Origin of the sequence: Staphylococcus sp. IVB6214 (assembly GCF_025558585.1) — a bacterium.
Classification (GTDB): Bacteria; Bacillota; Bacilli; order Staphylococcales; family Staphylococcaceae; genus Staphylococcus.
Map to the genome: position 1 here is coordinate 1078120 of NZ_CP094723.1, position 16645 is coordinate 1094764.

Below are 16645 nucleotides of genomic sequence, written 5' to 3' on the forward strand. Positions count from 1 at the left end.
CAGTATTTCAAAATGCTGTCCTTTTTTCTATGCAAAAAAGCATAACTGAAGCGGTATTACCCAGTTCAGTTATGCTTTGCACGATAAGCTGCATTCATTTTTACCAGCTCAGACTTTAAAGTTTTCATTTGTTGATATCCCATATAGTGATGTTTACGCTCTTGGATATAACTGAGACGCTCTTCGAAGTTAAATGGAACGATAGGGAGTAATTCATAAGCTTTATCACCTATATGCTGTATATCGTTAATGTGACAAAAATAAGTGATTAATAACTCATAATATTGATCTAATGGCGCAATACTTTCAGGTTTACCGACTATTCGTGATTGTGCTAATATATCAAGTTGTCTTTCGATTTCAGACATGTTGGTAAGTATCGTCATTCGTTTATCGCTCCTTCTAACCGCATGGCAGCACGATGGCGTTTTTGTCCTTCACGACAATCTGCAAACAACGGGCAGACATCACATTTTGGTTTTTTTGCAAGACAGTGATAACGTCCAAAAAAGATAAGTTGATGATGACTTTTCGTCCATCTTGACTTTGGAATGATTGATGTCAATTTACGCTCAACTTCTGTCACACTGTCCTTCCAACGACAAATTCCTAGTCGCTTAGAAACACGTTCTACATGCGTATCTACTGCAAGTGCGGGTTCACCAAATGCGACGCTCATCACAACATTTGCTGTTTTTTGGCCAACACCAGCAAGTCCTACTAATTTGGCATGATCTTCAGGGATTTCTCCATCATATTGATCAATCAAAGAACGGCATAGTTTTTGAATATTTTTTGCTTTATTTCGATATAAACCAATTGAGCGAATATCATTTTGTAACGCTTCTAAGGAAACTGCTAAATAGTCTTCTGGTGTATGATATTTTTGAAATAACGTCTTCGTTACTTTATTTACTGTGTTATCTGTACACTGTGCAGATAATAAGACGGCAATTGTAAGTTCAAATGCATTGTTATGAACGAGTTCGCATTCAGCATCTGGAAACATGCCATCAATGACATCAATCATTTCTAGTGCTTTTTTCTTACTAATCAAATGGGTTTTCTCCTTTCAGCCAATCAAATTTCGGGAAGTTTTCAATTTTTTTTACGACAGGTTGCTGTTTGTTAAATTTAGCACGTATTGGTTTTGCATCATCCACCGTACGAACGTTATTTTTTTCCCAATTCAATAAAATTCTATCTACATATTTTAAACTGGTTTTGTTATGTGATAATGCTTCATCGACAGCTGCATGAATAATTGTCAAGTCATATTCATTCACGTCTAACCATTTATTCAAAGTTTCAAATTCAAGTGCTGACAATGTTCGTCCAAACCCATTTTCGATTTTTTGAAATAATGATTTGAAAGCTTGTTTTTTATCGATATTTTGCATGTTAGAATTTACATCTTCGAGTACTTGACAAAGCTGGTCATAAAACCCGTCTAAGTTAATGTATTCACTTAATCGACCATCATTATTTTTAGCGACATTCATTTCCAAAAGGCCTAATTGAATCAACTTCTGGATAATCATTGTTATTTCAGAAGCTTGCATTGATGTTCCCTTCTGTAAAATATCTATGGAAGGAAGTTCATTACTCGTCTCATAGGCATATAATATTTTCATAAGTATGATGAGGTCTGATTCATTAAGACCAAGAGATGCATATTGTTCTAGTAATTCGTATCGACAAACGAAAGGTCGTATTTTTAATTCATGAAGTTTCATCAAATCCCCCCTTCTTTTAACGTAGCATCACTATCATACCGTATTTTGGGCATAGTTTATAGCAATTAATTCTTTTTTTACCATAAGATAAAACCCATTGAAGACCTTTGATATAAAGGTTTCAATGGGTCATTATGCGCATATATCAATTCCCTTTAATTATGGGTATAAACGGTTAAGCAAACGTGGGAATGGTGAAGTTTCACGAACATGTTCAACACCTGAAATCCATGCGACAGTACGCTCTAGGCCTAATCCAAAACCACTATGCGGAACGCTGCCATATTTGCGTAAATCTAAATAATATTGATAACTTTCTGGGTCTAAGTTATGTGCATCAATACGGGATTCTAACAATTCTATATCGTTGATACGCTCAGAACCACCAATGATTTCACCGTAACCTTCAGGTGCAATTAAGTCTGCACAAAATACTGTATCTTCATTATCAGGATTTGGTTGCATATAGAAAGGTTTAATTTTTGTTGGGTAATTCACGATAAATACTGGTAAATCATAGTGATTTGCAATGGCAGTTTCATGAGGTGCACCAAAATCATCCCCCCACTCAATATCATCAAAACCAGCTTCATGTAAGAACTTAATTGCATCATCATACGTAATACGTGGGAATGGTGCAACGACTTTTTCTAATTTTGATGTATCACGCTCTAAAACTTTTAATTCTAATTTACAGTTTTTAAGAACGGATTGAACGACAAATGCAACATATGCTTCTTGAACTTTTAAACTTTCGTCATGATTTGTAAATGCCATCTCTGGTTCAATCATCCAGAATTCAATCAAATGACGACGTGTTTTTGATTTTTCAGCACGGAAAGTTGGACCGAATGAGAATACTTTACCGTGTGCCATTGCTGCAGCTTCCATATATAATTGTCCACTTTGAGAAAGGAAAGCATCTTCATCAAAATATTTCGTATGGAACAATTCACTTGTTCCTTCCGGTGCGCTTGCAGTTAAAATTGGCGGATCAATTTTTGTAAATCCATTTTCATTAAAGAATTCATATGTCGCACGGATAATTTCGTTACGAATTTTCATCACTGCATGTTGTTTTTTTGAACGTAACCATAAGTGACGGTGATCCATTAAAAATTCGGTACCGTGACTTTTTGGTGTAATTGGATAATCATGCGCTTCATGAATCACTTCGATTGCTTTCACTTGCATTTCATATCCTAAGTCAGAACGTTGATCTTCGGTAATTTCACCTGTGATATAGATAGAAGATTCTTGTGTGAGCGATTTAGCCGTTTTGAAGAGGTCTTCACCGACTTCTGATTTGACAACAACGCCTTGCATAAAACCAGTACCATCACGCAGTTGTAAAAATGCAATTTTACCACTTGAACGCTTATTAGCAAGCCAAGCGCCAATTGTTACTTCTTGTCCGATATAATTTTTTGCTTCTTTAATTGTTGTTTTCATAATTAATCTCCTATTTTATTTTACTGTTATTATTTTAACAAAAGTTAATAATCTCATCTAGGGTTGGTATCAGTTTTTCTGTTCAACTTCCATATGTCCAAGTTGTTTTAAACGCTTTTCAAATGCATCGATATCACCAATTTGTTGATGATACGGTTGAATCGTTTTCTGGAAGAATGATTTAAAACGACTGTTGATTAAGCGGTTGTCAAAAGAGACAATGATTCCTTTATCATGCTCATTTCTTAACAATCGACCAAGACCTTGTCTGAAACGTGTAACAGCATCTGGTAAAATATAATCTTTGAAAATATTAGTGAATTCATCTTTTAACAATAAAGGTTTTGTCGCATGTTGATTCATGAACGGCAGTTTTACAATCATGACACATTTGACGCCTTGCGCTTGGTAGTCAAAGCCTTCAAAAAAGCTACTTGTTCCTAATAAGATTGCTTTATCAAAATGATTGAACTGCTGAACGATTTTTTGATTTTGACTTTGTTGCTGTGCAAGAATCACATATTCATCGAAGAGTGTGATGTCATTTAAATATTCCATGACAGTATACATCATTTGATAACTTGTAAATAATATTAAACATTTTCCCTGTGTTGTTGAGACGTAGCGTGATATATATTCTACAATCGTTTGAATATATGCATCATAATTTTGATAATGATAATCTTCAATATCATTTGGAATAAAGATATAGCCATTCGGATAGTTCACTGGTTCAGTGTGAATCTGATAACGATTAAATTCAGTATCTTCTTTAAACCAACCTTCAAATGCAGTAAATGATTGATTAAATGTCAAGGTACCGGAAATGAAGGTGAGCGATTTAAACTGTAACAGTAACTTTTCAGTCAATATCGTTTTCACATCATTTTGTTTGATATGCAGTCGAATGGTTGCTTTTTGGTCTAAATTTTTAAGAGATACATAAAATACTTTTCCTTGTTTAATCCCTTCTTCAAATGGTTTTAACTGTGCAACAATATTTAACAATTGCTTGCGTAGCGTTTTGATTGTTTTATGTTTAATTGTTTCAAAATGAAGAAGTGTGAGATGTATTTTTTTCGTCAGTTGTTGAATGTCGGTTAACAGTGACTCTGTTGATAAATCATAGATGTCATATCGTTTTGATGACTCATCATTATGTAATTGTTCTGGTCGAATCTGTGTGAACAATCGTTCAAAAAGTGCATCATTCATCTCGTGTATTTCATTGATATCTTGTTTGATTGCAAATACATTCATCGGTGCAATGTTTATTTTTTGCTGGACTCTTAATTGTTCCAATTGATCAACTTGAGATAATAACTTTTCATTTTCTGTTTTTCCAATTAATCCTAGTTGATATTTAATATCTGCATATCCGACTTCGTGAACAACACAATCTAAGGCATAGTCAGGTAAACGATGTGCTTCGTCAATGATGCAGTGATCGAATAATTGGTAAATCACATTTTCTCCAGATGCTTTTAACAAGTGTGCATGATTTGTAATACCTATCTGAATATGGGGTGCTTGCATTCTCAGTTGGTAGTAATACTCGATATCTTTTCGTACAGGAACATATGTCTCGATCTTTTGGTCCATATACATTTTTACGCCACCACGTAAATTCAACTCATGAATGTCTCCAGTATGCGTTTCAATTAACCAAACGAGCAATTGCATTTTAAGTAAATTAACTTCATAGTTATTCGTTTGATCTTTAATGATTTGTTGTACGAGTCCTAATGAAATATAGTCCTTTTTACTTTTGATCATACAGGCATTCAACTGTGTATTTAATGCTTGATTGATTAATGGAATGTCCTGTTGGATTAATTGATATTGTAATAGCTTTGTATTTGTTGAAATCATCACATGCTCGCCAGTTTCGATATAATACATCACGGCTGCAATAAGATATGCGAGAGACTTGCCACTTCCTGTCTCAGCTTCAATCAATGCATTTTCATTATGCATGAGTTGATGATAAATCACTTCTGTCAAATAACGTTGATCTTCACGATATTGATAACCAGCTTGTGTAATCACTTTTTGATAGAGTGCATTCAAATCACCATCAAATTCAATATGTGATTTCTCAAAAAGAGATACAGGCTTATAGTGTATGTGTTCAAATTGTTCCAATAACGGTGACAACACTTGAGTGTTATGATGTTGTCTTACAAGCTCAAAGAAATAATCTTGTAAGTTGAATTTTAGGTCTTTACTCAGGTGAAACAATTGCTTTTTTGTTTCGATTGGTAAGCTTTCAAAGTGATGAAAGGCACGTATCATGATTTTCGCTGTCGTTTCTGCATCTTCATCTGCTCGATGTGCTTGCGTCAACGGAATGTTTAAAGATTGTGCTAGTTCACTTAACTGGTAACTTTTCGCTGTTGGAAATGCAATTTTGAATAGTTCTAAAGTGTCAATCACACGTCTCGGGTTGTATGAGATATGACATTGTTCAAATGCATTTTTTAAGAAATTCAAATCAAAATTCACATTGTGTGCAACGAAAATACACCCTTGCAATTTTTCGAATAATTCTTCTGCTATTTCATGAAAATAAGGTGCTTGTGTAAGCATATTATTTTCAATAGATGTCAGTGCTTGGATAAATATTGGGATTTCTTTGTCTGTTTTAATCATTGTATGGTAAGTATCCACAATCGAATGGTGTTCAATAAATACGATACCGATCTGAATAATATCATCTATATGTGGTTGATTACCTGTCGTTTCTAGATCAATGACCGCATATCTTGGTGATTTCATTCCAATGACGCCCTCCTTTCACGACAACACTATGGTAGTTCGATATCCGCACTCATAAGACGGTGGACATCGCCTTGCTCATCTAATACATATAAAAAGCCGTCGTCATCTATACGAATAACCTCTCCGTAAAATTGTTTCTCACCTTCTGTAAAACGCAATCGTCGGTTCCATATATTAGATACAGCAATATATTCATCTTTAATTGTGTTAAACGGTTCTGTCAAAAACTGTTGGTATCGACGTTCGATTTGCATGATTAAATCCCGCATAAATGTATAACGTTCTACATCTGTTTCTCGGTGTTGACGAATACTTGTTGCTTGAAGTGGCACAGATGTATCAAAGTCGTCGGATTGTTGATTGACATTAATGCCAATGCCACAGATGACAGCTTCAATCCCATCTGCGTTCGCAACCATTTCAGTTAAAAACCCACACACTTTTCGATTGCCGATATAGATGTCATTCGGCCATTTAATCGAAACCGTCTCATCTGTATATTGTTGGATCGTATGGCAAATTGCGAGTGAAATAAACAAATTAAATGTTGTTAACATAGAAAAAGGAATGTTTGGACGTAACACAAGTGTCATCCAAACGCCTTTTCCTTTTGCTGATTGCCATGGGCGTTTGAATCGCCCTTTTCCAGCAGTTTGCTCATTGCTTAATATCAGCATACTTTCAGAATGATCAATGAGCAAATGTTTCGCAATATCTTGTGTTGATGTGACTGACTCGTATGTTTCAATCGTTTCAATGAGTGACTGATTTTTCAATAAACCTTGGAGAATCCCTTTATGCCAGACAGTTGGATAATCATTTAACCGATGACCTTTATTATGAACGGAGTCTATCGAGACATGTTCTGACTTTAGTTGATCAATGACTTTCTTCACTGTCATACGTGAAATATTTAATTGATTGGCTATTGTTTGTCCTGATACATATTGTGGTTGTGCTTCAGTTAACAATTTTAAAATTTGATCACGATATTTCGACATGTACTTTCACCCATTCAATAATTTCTTGTTCATGATTAAGAACCTTTTGTTGTACGACGGCACATTCAGCACAACGCAAAGCTTCTTTTAGCCATGGACCTGATTTTCGATTAAATGCAGTCATAAGGACTTTACCATTGACTGCTAATTGTTGTCGCTCCTGAATTGCAAGCGACTGCCAAGTGTCTGAGATTGTCTGTGTATTGAAAATCAATGGTGACACTTGTGGGATACCATTCATTTTCAGTAGAGATTGCATTGTGAACAATTCAATACATAGTGTTTGTCCAAAATCATAGACAAATTGACGCAATGCTGCTTTTGTATTTAATGATGGTGCGAGCTTCATCGCACGACATAATTGTTCAGCATGTTTGACTTCATCATTGCTTCGCTTTAATTGTTTTAAACTACCGGTTTGCCCATTTGTTTGATACATAACAATTGCTAAAAACTGGGCTAATGTTACAGGGTTTGTAACGTGAATATGGTTCATATCTATCTCTTTGAAGAAAGGCATATATTTCCATATGTTCAAATCTTGTAACATCTCAAACGTATGTGAGACATATTGACCACTCAATAGTTTCTCTAACTCTACCATGATACGTTCAATTGCAAGATGTGTAATATCAGGTGTGCGTTTTAACATTGCATCGTATGTTTCAGATGCAATTGTAAAGCCGAGTTGTGATTTGAAACGGATGCCTCTCAAGATACGCAGAGCATCTTCTTCAAAACGTGCGTGCGGATCACCTACTGTACGAATGATTTTTGCTTCAATATCCTTATATCCGTCAAAGTGATCAATTATATGAAAGTGTTGATCCATCGCAATAGCGTTAATCGTAAAGTCACGTCGTTCAACATCTTGGTATAAATCACGTACAAAGTATACTTCGCTTGGACGACGGTGATCGGTGTAATCTCCTTCAGTACGAAAAGTGGTGATTTCATAGTTGCTACCTTGCCAAACGACATTAATCGTGCCATGTGCTTTTCCAATCGGAATTGTATGGTCGAAAAGGGCTTCTACTTCATCCGGTGTCGCATTCGTCGTTATATCGATATCATTGATTGGACGTTTCATTAAATAATCTCGCACAGAACCACCGACAAAATATGCTTCATAACCATGATTGACGAGTTGTTGCATGACGGGAAAAGCTGTCACAAAAATTTCTTTATCTTGCATCGTTGGACTCTCCAATCATTTGACGGTACTGCGCTTCATATTGATCAGCAATAATAGTCGAGTGAAAACGTTCTCGAACATCTTTTAACATACGATGCTGCATTTGAGTGTATAGCTGTGAGTCTGACAATAACTTTAGTGCATATTCTGCAGCGTGTCGGCTATCCCCTATATCGACTAAATAACCAGTGTCACCATGCTTGATGACTTCTTTTATACCACCTGCGTATGTACCAATTGGAACGACTCCTGTTGTCATCGCTTCAAGTAACGTGAGTCCAAAACTTTCTTTTTCACTCATTAACAAGACTAAGTCTGAGATTTGATAAAAATTGCTGACACAATCTTGCTTACCTAAAAACAATACATCATCTTGTAATTTTAGTTCACGGACTTTTTCACGCATATCGAGAAGTTCTGGTCCATCGCCGATCAGTAATAGTTTTGATTTTATGTTTTGGCGAATCAGTTTGAATGTGTCAATAATTGTATCTATTCGCTTGACTTTGCGGAAGTTTGACACATGAATGATGACTTTTTCATCTTCTGCAATTCCATAGCTTGCCTTAAGTTCAGGTTGATAACCTGTTGGAAATTCAGTTTCACGGACGAAATTATATATTGGCACAATATCCTTGTTTGGTTTAATGATGTCATAAGTTTCTTCTTTCAGTGATTGACTTACACTTGTCACAACATCACTTTGTTCAATACCAAACTTTATTGCGTTACGCAAAGCATGGTCGTAACCAAGGACAGTGATATCTGTACCGTGAAGTGTTGTCATAATTTTAATATCTTTACCAGACATTTGACGTGCGAGAATGCCACATATTGCATGTGGGATTGCATAATGCATATGTAACACATCCAAATCATATTCGTTAATCACATTCGCAATTTTTGTACTCAAAGAAATGTCATAGGGTGGATATTGAAAGACGGCATATTGATTCACATCGACTTGGTGAAACGTAATATTAGGAATCGGTTTATTTAGTCTGAAAGGCATATTAGATGTGATAAAGTGTACTTCATGACCACGTTCTGCCATCAATATTCCGAGTTCGGTCGCTATCACACCAGACCCACCGATAGAAGGATAACACGTTATTCCTATTTTCATGTAAAGACCTCCTTTATTTTCTCTCAAAACGATCTTTATCACGTGTATTAAACTTGTGCATCGTCTGATTAAAACTTTCTGTCATATCAATATTGAGTGAGTTCGCAATACAAAGTAATACGAATAAATTGTCACCCAGTTCTGCTTCGATTGTATTTGTTTCTTCACTCTCTTTTTTACGTTTTTCTCCGTAATAATGATTGATTTCACGCGCAAGTTCACCTACTTCTTCCGTCATGCGTGCTAGATTAGCGAGTGGTGAGAAATACCCTGCTTTAAATTGTGAAATATAAGCATCTACTTCTTGTTGCATCTCGTGCATAGATTTTGTCATGATATGACCTCTTTCTTAATAAGCATTCCCTTTCATGATACATGTATCTGCCTTCTTGAGCAATTCTTGATGCTTATATGGTGAATATTATATGTCTCTCATCTGTTTCATAGAGACATGTTTACAGGATAGCGTGTATAAAAACACAAAAAAGCTGAAACATATTTTGTTTCAGCTTTTAAGACTATTCTTGAGAACGTGCAATTAAGATAAAGCGTAATAACTCTGCCACTGCAACAGCGGTTGCTGCCACATATGTCATTGCTGCCGCTCTTAAAACACGGCCTGCATGTTTGTATTCATTTTCATTAACGATTTGCATCTTCTTAATTTGGGTCATGGCGCGTTTACTTGCATCAAACTCAACTGGTAATGTCACAATTGAGAACAGCACGGCGAACGCCATTAAGAAAATACCGATCCATAATGCGGATGTTCCAAAAGCACTATTCATTGTAGTTAAAACAATTCCCATCATAATAAAGATATATGATAATGAACTACCTAAGTTAGCCACAGGAACCAGTGCTGTGCGGAAGCGTAAGAAGAAATATCCTTCATAATGTTGAATTGCATGTCCTACTTCGTGCGCTGCAATCGCAGTTCCGGCTACACTTGGGCGGTCATAGTTTGCTGGTGATAAAACGACAACCTTCTTTCTTGGATCATAATGATCTGTCAAAAAGCCATTGCCTCGTTGGACATCAACGTCATTTATCCCATTGGCATGTAATATTTCTAATGCCACTTCTCTCCCTGTTTTGCCACTTGTTGATCTTACTTTTGAATATTTTTCATAATTGGATTTTACACTGTGTTGTGCGTACATTGGAAGTACCATCAAGATGGCAAAATATACAATCATTGATACTAAAGACATGTATTTCACTCCTTTTGTTATATTTTACGTGGTTCATGTTATAGGGTCAAACTATTTACTTGTGCGGCGCTTAATTTTTGAAATAACGTAAAGGAGCGGTATCATCGATAGCCAAAATGCGATATAACCAATGAGACTCTCGTATCGATCTAAGGATCCATATACAGGGTATTGGTGAAATACATAGTCGATGACATCGTTATGAATAACCCATATGAGTGCAACTGAGAGACTCACAAGTGTAAAACGAAATCTTGGTATGAATATGAGTGCTTGAATCGCCATGATGCCATGTGACATGATAAGCATGACCCCTACGATATAGATGGTGTTGTCTTCATAAAAAAGCATGAGATTCATGATGACAGCCCAAACGCCATATTTGAATAGTGTTACAAAGGCGAGTGTATCAACAATAGCTGATTGTTTATTCAACAGAAACAACAAGATACTGATTGATAAGAAAAGGGTTGCTGTTGGACTGTCAGGTACGAACGGCCAAAAATACCACGATGTTTGTGATAGTTGACCTTCATACCATATATAACCATATATCGTCCCTAATACGTTGCAGAAAAGTAAAAAGTAAAGAAATGGCCTATCATACAAAAAAGCGTGCATGAGTTCTTTATGAGACATGATATTTACCTCGTGACAATTTATTGAGAAAGTCGACGCAATTTTATCGTATTACGCAAACGTGTGAAATGATAGAATGCTTCTGCATCTTGCATTGTGAGACTCATATCAATTTGTGATGAAAGCATTGTTAATAAACCCTGCTCGGTCGCTTGCGAAAGTTCAATATGATATAAATCACGCATGTAGTCTGCATGATTAGATTGTTGTAGTAACTGATGTAACAAGATGTGATCAAGGTGTGCATCTCTTGTCATTTGGTGATCGAAATGAAGTTTGATGTCGATTGTTTTGTTTGACGCAAGGACGACATGAAAAATTTGATTCGTATTAATGAGATGAAATGTGTCATCATCATAACGAATGGCATGCGCTTCAGATTCTGATGTGCTGAGTGTTAAAGTCGGATGATTTTCAATGACTTGATCGACAAAGCGAATATGATCGAGAAGTTGTCTATTTGCCCTGATATAATTAAGCAACCAAACACTAATGCGTGATTTGAATGTATAGTGTGATAGTAAATATGCGATAAACTGTTGCTTTGCTACATATAAAGGTGTATCAGATAAGGCATTATAATTATAAATAGCGCTCACGTTCTTCATGCCACTGCGTATTGTTTGGTTCTAATTCGATAAGTCGATCTAAAAGTTTCTCTCGTGTTGTTGTATCACCAATCTCAACGACATAGTGATAATAGTCGCCGAGAAAATCAATGTTGCTGTGCAGCGTTTCATGTGCAAGTGCATAGAAATGTTGTGCCTCTTTATCGCGTTCTTCTTCTCCAAGTGCATAGGCGATTTGCCACATGAATTGTGGATCCATATCATCTTCTTCAGTATATTGAATCAATGAGATAAGTCCTTCATTATCTTCTTCGTTGCGATAATAGTCTGCCAGTAACATCAATGGTTCTTGATAAGCAGGGTCCACTTCTAGTGCTTGCTTTAATAATGACACCCCAACTTCTGCGTCACCATGTTCGACTTGTAATGCACCTGTCGTATACATCAACTCTTTATAAAATTGGTTAAGGCGTAATCCTTTTGTCCCGATTTCAATTGCATCTTCATATGCTTTTTCATTTTCGTACAGTTGTTGTAAGTAAAAATACGCTTGCATATAATCAGGATCTTTTTGTAATAATGTACGTATGATTTTAATAGCTTCTTGTGTTAAATCATTTTTATCAAATGCAATTGCTTTTTTGAAATAATCTTCCGAAGTCATTTCTTGTTCATGAATTTCTTCAAACCATTGTAAGGCATCTGAATAGTTCCCACTTTGTAAACTGCTGTCAGCAAGGCGTGAGAAAAGATTCACACCATTAACCATGTGTTCCCCTGCTTCAAGAACTGTATCATATTCACGTGATGCACGAAGATATTGACCGTCATAATAAAATAATTCTGCAATTGCAAAGTGCAATATCGGATCTGAAGGTTGCATATCAATCGCTTGTTGTACTTTATCAATCGCAACATCTGTCATATTGATTTGTTGATATAAGTCTGCTTCTAACATTAAACGTTCAGGAGTTAATTCCACATCATTTAAATATTCTAAAGCTTCATCGGTATGATTTTCAGAAATCAAACCTTCAATAAAATAAATGAGTACGTCTGCTTCATCTGGATATTTCATATAGAGTGCTCTAAAAACATCCAGTCCCTGCGGCATAAGTCCGAAACGGTATAATGTTTCACCGAGAAGGAATAAAGCTTCATCATGGTCTGATTGAATCGCTTGTTCTACACGACTATTAATATCTTCTAATTTCTGACTATTGATGTCGTCGATTAACTTATAGATGTCTTGCATGTTATCCCTCATTTTCTAATTGTTTTAAGACATTTAAGAAGCCAGGAAATGACACATTGACACTGTCAAATCGCTCAATATGATACTTTTCTTGTGACAAGATTGAAGCAATTGCCAACATCATACCGATACGATGGTCTGTATGACTATCGAGTTTAGCCACTTTTGTGATTGAGGATGGATGAATAATAAGACCATCTTCCGTAGGTTCGAGTGCTAAACCGAGCTTGTTTAATTCATTTGCCGTTGTGTCAATGCGATTGGTTTCTTTTACCTTTAATTCTTCAGCATTTTTTATAATACTTGAACCTTGGGCTTGTGTACAGAGTAATGCAATGATAGGTAGTTCATCAATACATCTAGGAATCAAGTTTCCACTGATTTCAGTACTTTTCAAAGTAGGTGTATATTGTACACGGATAGATGCGGTCGGTTCAGGCCCTTCAGTAACATTGAAAATAGTAAGGTTCCCACCCATCTTTTTGACAACTTCTAGAATACCATCTCGTGTTGGATTAATGCCAACATGATGTATTGTAATATCACTGCCAGGAATCATTAAACCAGCAACAATAAAGAAAGCAGCTGATGAGATATCTCCCGGCACATAAAAATCAGCTTGTTCAATGTGATCGATACCACGTGAAGGGAGGGACACTTGTAAAGAGTCAGTTTCAATCGGAATACCGTAGTGCGCAAACATTGTTTCTGTATGATTACGTGAGAGATCGATTTCATCTATGACAGTTTCTTCATCAGCAAACAATCCAGCGAATAAGATTGCACTTTTGACTTGTGCACTTGCGACAGGCATTTGATAGTGAATGCCTTTAACAGAACTTGGTTGAATAATTAATGGTGTATAGTCTCCATCAACACCTGAAATATCAATATTCATTTGTTGCAACGGTGTCAAAATACGCCCCATTGGTCGTTTGCCAATTGAAAAATCGCCTGATAACACGCTTTGTATGCCAACACCACCTAACAATCCAGCGAGCAAACGTGTTGTCGTTCCCGAGTTGCCCGTGTAAAGCACTTGGTGTGGTGTTTTAAAGTGCTTATAGCCAGGCGAATCAATGACAATGCGATCATCTTGAATAGCGATAGACACACCAAGTAATCGAAAAATTTCTGCTGTGCGCAAACAATCTTCCCCAAGCAGCGGTTGATAAATGGTAGATTGCCCTTTCGCTAACGAAGATAGGATGATGGCACGGTGCGTCATCGATTTATCGCCTGGAACGATGACTTCCCCTTTCAACGGACCTTGTATGTCAATCAATGTTGTCATTTTCGGATGACTCCTTTCTTAGCAACTTCAAGCGATTAAAAGCTTGCTGCAGTATCTCTATTTCAACGGTTTCAACAGTCGGTTCGCCAATATTTTTGAGCAATACCATACGTATACCCGATTGATTGTTTTTCTTATCTTGTTTCATCAGTTGTAATAATGGTTCAAAAGTAAGTGTATCAATCAAATGAAGCGGATAACCAAGTGCTTGAAAATAATCATAATAGTGTTGAACTTGATGCGACGACCCAAGCATTTGATTTGAAACGATCATTTGATAGAGAATCCCGATCATCACTGCATGTCCATGTGGGATTTTTGTCGCATATTCAACCGCATGTCCAAATGTGTGTCCAAGATTTAACCATTGTCGTTGTCCACGTTCCTTTTCGTCATTCACAACAATGTTGAGTTTTGTTTGAATACCTTCCATCAAATATTGTTCCATATTGATTAATTTTAACAATGAAGCACGATTATTGTATGATGATTCCAGCGCTTTTATTGATGAAGCACCATTAAGTAGTCCGTGTTTGTATACTTCACCATAACCACTCAATACTTCATCTGGTGGCAGTGTGGTCAAAAAGTCTAAATCATAGAGCACAGCTGCAGGTCTATGGAATGCACCGACTAAGTTTTTGCCTTGAGTTGCATTAATTCCTACTTTTCCGCCGATACTTGAATCATGCGCTAAAATCGTCGTCGGTACTTGAATGAAGTCGACACCTCGCAGCAATGTCGCAGCTAAGAAACCAACAAAATCACCAACTGCACCACCACCAATAGCGATAAGACATGTATTTCTACTTGGTTGAAAACTTAATAATTGTTCTAAGTAGGATTGGAAATGTTCAAATGTTTTAACTTGCTCTCCCGCCGGTAATATAAACGTCCTATCGACACGAGACTCAGTCACTGCTTGAATTTTTGAAGACCAATGTGCTGAAACATGTTCGTCTACAAATACAAAGACATGTTGATAGTCATCTGTATATTGCATTAGTCTCTGAATTGCTTGATGTGAAACGACGACGGGATAATTTTGAGATACATATGTCGTTGTGAATTCCATGAACGTACCTCCTATTAAAAATTAATATTCATTTCACGACGTTGATTGACTTGTTTTTTGAGAATCGACAAATCATTCGACTCAAATTCTTCTAATAGAGCACGTGCGACTTCAAAAGTTACAGCGTGTTCACAGACAATACTTGCAGCGGGAACTGCACAGCTATCCGAGCGTTCAATTGTCGCTTTGAATGGTTCTTTTGAATTGATATCGACAGAAGCTAATGGTCGATATAATGTTGGGATTGGCTTCATTACACCATTGACAACTAATGGCATTCCATTCGACATCCCACCTTCTAAACCACCGAGATGATTAGAAGCACGGTAGTAACCAGATGTTTCGTCATAAAGGATTGGATCTTGAATTTCGCTTCCTAACTTATCACCTGCCGTAAAACCTTCGCCAAACGATACACCTTTAAATGCATTAATACCGACGACACTTTGTGCGATGCGGCCATCTAACTTGCGGTCGTAATGTACATAACTGCCGATTCCGACAGGCATATGATCTACAATGACTTGAACAACACCACCAATAGAATCGCCTTCTTGCTTTGCTTGATCAATCTTGTCTCTCATTTGTTGAGCAATTGTTTCGTCAACAACACGTACATCATTGCTATCTACGCGTTCTTTAATTGTTGCGATATCGTATTCTGAAGCATCATGAACGCCGCCAATAGCAACCACACGACTGTATACATCAATATCTAGTTGTTGTAACAATTGTTTGCATAAGGCACCAACGGCAACACGTGCAGCGGTTTCACGTGCAGATGAACGTTCGAGTACATTGCGTAAGTCTCGATGTTGATATTTTAGTCCCCCAACTAAGTCAGCATGCCCGGGTCTAGGTTTAGTAATGACACGCTTCATATCAGCTTCTTCTTGTTCGCTAATCGGTGCTGCACTCATGATATTCCGCCAGTGTGTAAAATCATCATTTTTTATCACAATTGTAATTGGACTGCCGAGTGTGTAGCCGTGACGGACACCTGAAACAATCTCGACACTATCTTTTTCAATTTGCATACGTCGCCCACGACCATACCCACCTTGTCGCTTATACATCTCTTTATTCAAAGATTCAATATCCACTTTCATATTTGCAGGTAACCCTTCAACAATGACTGTGAGTTGTGGGCCATGTGATTCTCCAGCTGTTAAAAACCTCATCTGTATAACACTCCTTCTCAAGCGCAAAATATGTATCTACCCTAAGACAAGTATTTACAATCGCTCACTTAATAGATATGTTTCTCATCATAGCATAAATCATATATTTAATTAACAGAAAACTTCA

General features: G+C 36.7%; 16 protein-coding genes. All 16 read right to left on the reverse strand.

The genetic code is table 11. The features are described from left to right. Positions 1–65: 65 nt before the first annotated feature. Entirely contained in the window at positions 66–386 is a 321-nt protein-coding gene (locus tag MUA51_RS05200) for a YpoC family protein (protein ID WP_262560816.1), read from the reverse strand. Then, the gene (nth, locus tag MUA51_RS05205; RefSeq protein WP_262560817.1) at positions 383–1057 is read right to left on the reverse strand and encodes an endonuclease III; all 675 of its coding nucleotides are present in this window, start codon (positions 1055–1057) and stop codon (positions 383–385) included. The genes MUA51_RS05200 and nth overlap by 4 nt, the downstream gene beginning before the upstream one ends. Next, the gene (locus MUA51_RS05210) at positions 1050–1736 is read right to left on the reverse strand and encodes a DnaD domain-containing protein (protein WP_262560818.1); all 687 of its coding nucleotides are present in this window, start codon (positions 1734–1736) and stop codon (positions 1050–1052) included. The genes nth and MUA51_RS05210 overlap by 8 nt, the downstream gene beginning before the upstream one ends. A 159-nt stretch (positions 1737–1895) precedes the next feature. After that, positions 1896–3188 (reverse strand): asparagine--tRNA ligase, encoded by a 1293-nt coding sequence (asnS, locus tag MUA51_RS05215; RefSeq protein WP_262560819.1) that lies wholly within the window; start codon positions 3186–3188, stop codon positions 1896–1898. Between the two features lie 69 nt (positions 3189–3257). Further along, positions 3258–5966 (reverse strand): helicase C-terminal domain-containing protein, encoded by a 2709-nt coding sequence (locus MUA51_RS05220; RefSeq protein ID WP_262560820.1) that lies wholly within the window; start codon positions 5964–5966, stop codon positions 3258–3260. 29 nt (positions 5967–5995) lie between these two features. Next, complete coding sequence (locus MUA51_RS05225; RefSeq protein WP_262560821.1) at positions 5996–6970, reverse strand: biotin--[acetyl-CoA-carboxylase] ligase; 975 nt, start codon at positions 6968–6970, stop codon at positions 5996–5998. Next, positions 6954–8165 (reverse strand): CCA tRNA nucleotidyltransferase, encoded by a 1212-nt coding sequence (locus MUA51_RS05230; RefSeq protein ID WP_262560822.1) that lies wholly within the window; start codon positions 8163–8165, stop codon positions 6954–6956. Before MUA51_RS05230 ends, MUA51_RS05225 begins: the two co-directional genes overlap by 17 nt. Continuing rightward, a complete protein-coding gene (bshA, locus tag MUA51_RS05235; protein ID WP_262560823.1) occupies positions 8155–9291 on the reverse strand; it encodes an N-acetyl-alpha-D-glucosaminyl L-malate synthase BshA in 1137 nt (378 codons plus the stop codon). Before bshA ends, MUA51_RS05230 begins: the two co-directional genes overlap by 11 nt. 13 nt (positions 9292–9304) lie before the next feature. Next, positions 9305–9625, reverse strand: a complete 321-nt coding sequence (locus MUA51_RS05240) for a nucleotide pyrophosphohydrolase (RefSeq protein ID WP_262560825.1) — start codon at positions 9623–9625, stop codon at positions 9305–9307. A 184-nt stretch (positions 9626–9809) separates the two neighbouring features. After that, positions 9810–10505, reverse strand: coding sequence for a zinc metallopeptidase (locus tag MUA51_RS05245; protein WP_262560826.1), 696 nt, complete (start codon positions 10503–10505; stop codon positions 9810–9812). Between the two features lie 51 nt (positions 10506–10556). After that, positions 10557–11144: a DUF1405 domain-containing protein gene (locus MUA51_RS05250; protein ID WP_262560827.1), complete on the reverse strand. Its 588-nt coding sequence runs from the start codon at positions 11142–11144 to the stop codon at positions 10557–10559. Positions 11145–11164: 20 nt separating this feature from the next. Beyond that, complete coding sequence (locus MUA51_RS05255) at positions 11165–11752, reverse strand: YpiB family protein (protein ID WP_262560828.1); 588 nt, start codon at positions 11750–11752, stop codon at positions 11165–11167. Then, a complete protein-coding gene (locus MUA51_RS05260; protein ID WP_262560829.1) occupies positions 11727–12968 on the reverse strand; it encodes a tetratricopeptide repeat protein in 1242 nt (413 codons plus the stop codon). The genes MUA51_RS05255 and MUA51_RS05260 overlap by 26 nt, the downstream gene beginning before the upstream one ends. A 1-nt stretch (position 12969) precedes the next feature. Beyond that, positions 12970–14262, reverse strand: coding sequence for a 3-phosphoshikimate 1-carboxyvinyltransferase (gene aroA / locus MUA51_RS05265; protein WP_262560830.1), 1293 nt, complete (start codon positions 14260–14262; stop codon positions 12970–12972). Next, a complete protein-coding gene (gene aroB, locus MUA51_RS05270; RefSeq protein ID WP_262560831.1) occupies positions 14246–15337 on the reverse strand; it encodes a 3-dehydroquinate synthase in 1092 nt (363 codons plus the stop codon). Before aroB ends, aroA begins: the two co-directional genes overlap by 17 nt. 14 nt (positions 15338–15351) lie before the next feature. Further along, a complete protein-coding gene (aroC, locus tag MUA51_RS05275; protein WP_262560832.1) occupies positions 15352–16518 on the reverse strand; it encodes a chorismate synthase in 1167 nt (388 codons plus the stop codon). Positions 16519–16645: the final 127 nt, after the last annotated feature.

Excerpts from the sequence above, each read along its gene's own strand:
- aroA (WP_262560830.1), bottom strand. The coding sequence starts at position 14,262 with ATGACAACATTGATTGACATACAAGGTCCGTTGAAAGGGGAAGTCATC.
- MUA51_RS05250 (WP_262560827.1), bottom strand. The coding sequence starts at position 11,144 with ATGTCTCATAAAGAACTCATGCACGCTTTTTTGTATGATAGGCCATTT.
- MUA51_RS05230 (WP_262560822.1), bottom strand. The coding sequence starts at position 8,165 with ATGCAAGATAAAGAAATTTTTGTGACAGCTTTTCCCGTCATGCAACAA.
- MUA51_RS05240 (WP_262560825.1), bottom strand. The coding sequence starts at position 9,625 with ATGACAAAATCTATGCACGAGATGCAACAAGAAGTAGATGCTTATATT.
- MUA51_RS05200 (WP_262560816.1), bottom strand. The coding sequence starts at position 386 with ATGACGATACTTACCAACATGTCTGAAATCGAAAGACAACTTGATATA.
- aroC (WP_262560832.1), bottom strand. The coding sequence starts at position 16,518 with ATGAGGTTTTTAACAGCTGGAGAATCACATGGCCCACAACTCACAGTC.
- MUA51_RS05210 (WP_262560818.1), bottom strand. The coding sequence starts at position 1,736 with ATGAAACTTCATGAATTAAAAATACGACCTTTCGTTTGTCGATACGAA.
- bshA (WP_262560823.1), bottom strand. The coding sequence starts at position 9,291 with ATGAAAATAGGAATAACGTGTTATCCTTCTATCGGTGGGTCTGGTGTG.
- MUA51_RS05220 (WP_262560820.1), bottom strand. The coding sequence starts at position 5,966 with ATGAAATCACCAAGATATGCGGTCATTGATCTAGAAACGACAGGTAAT.
- MUA51_RS05245 (WP_262560826.1), bottom strand. The coding sequence starts at position 10,505 with ATGTCTTTAGTATCAATGATTGTATATTTTGCCATCTTGATGGTACTT.
- aroB (WP_262560831.1), bottom strand. The coding sequence starts at position 15,337 with ATGGAATTCACAACGACATATGTATCTCAAAATTATCCCGTCGTCGTT.
- MUA51_RS05255 (WP_262560828.1), bottom strand. The coding sequence starts at position 11,752 with ATGAAGAACGTGAGCGCTATTTATAATTATAATGCCTTATCTGATACA.
- asnS (WP_262560819.1), bottom strand. The coding sequence starts at position 3,188 with ATGAAAACAACAATTAAAGAAGCAAAAAATTATATCGGACAAGAAGTA.
- MUA51_RS05260 (WP_262560829.1), bottom strand. The coding sequence starts at position 12,968 with ATGCAAGACATCTATAAGTTAATCGACGACATCAATAGTCAGAAATTA.
- MUA51_RS05225 (WP_262560821.1), bottom strand. The coding sequence starts at position 6,970 with ATGTCGAAATATCGTGATCAAATTTTAAAATTGTTAACTGAAGCACAA.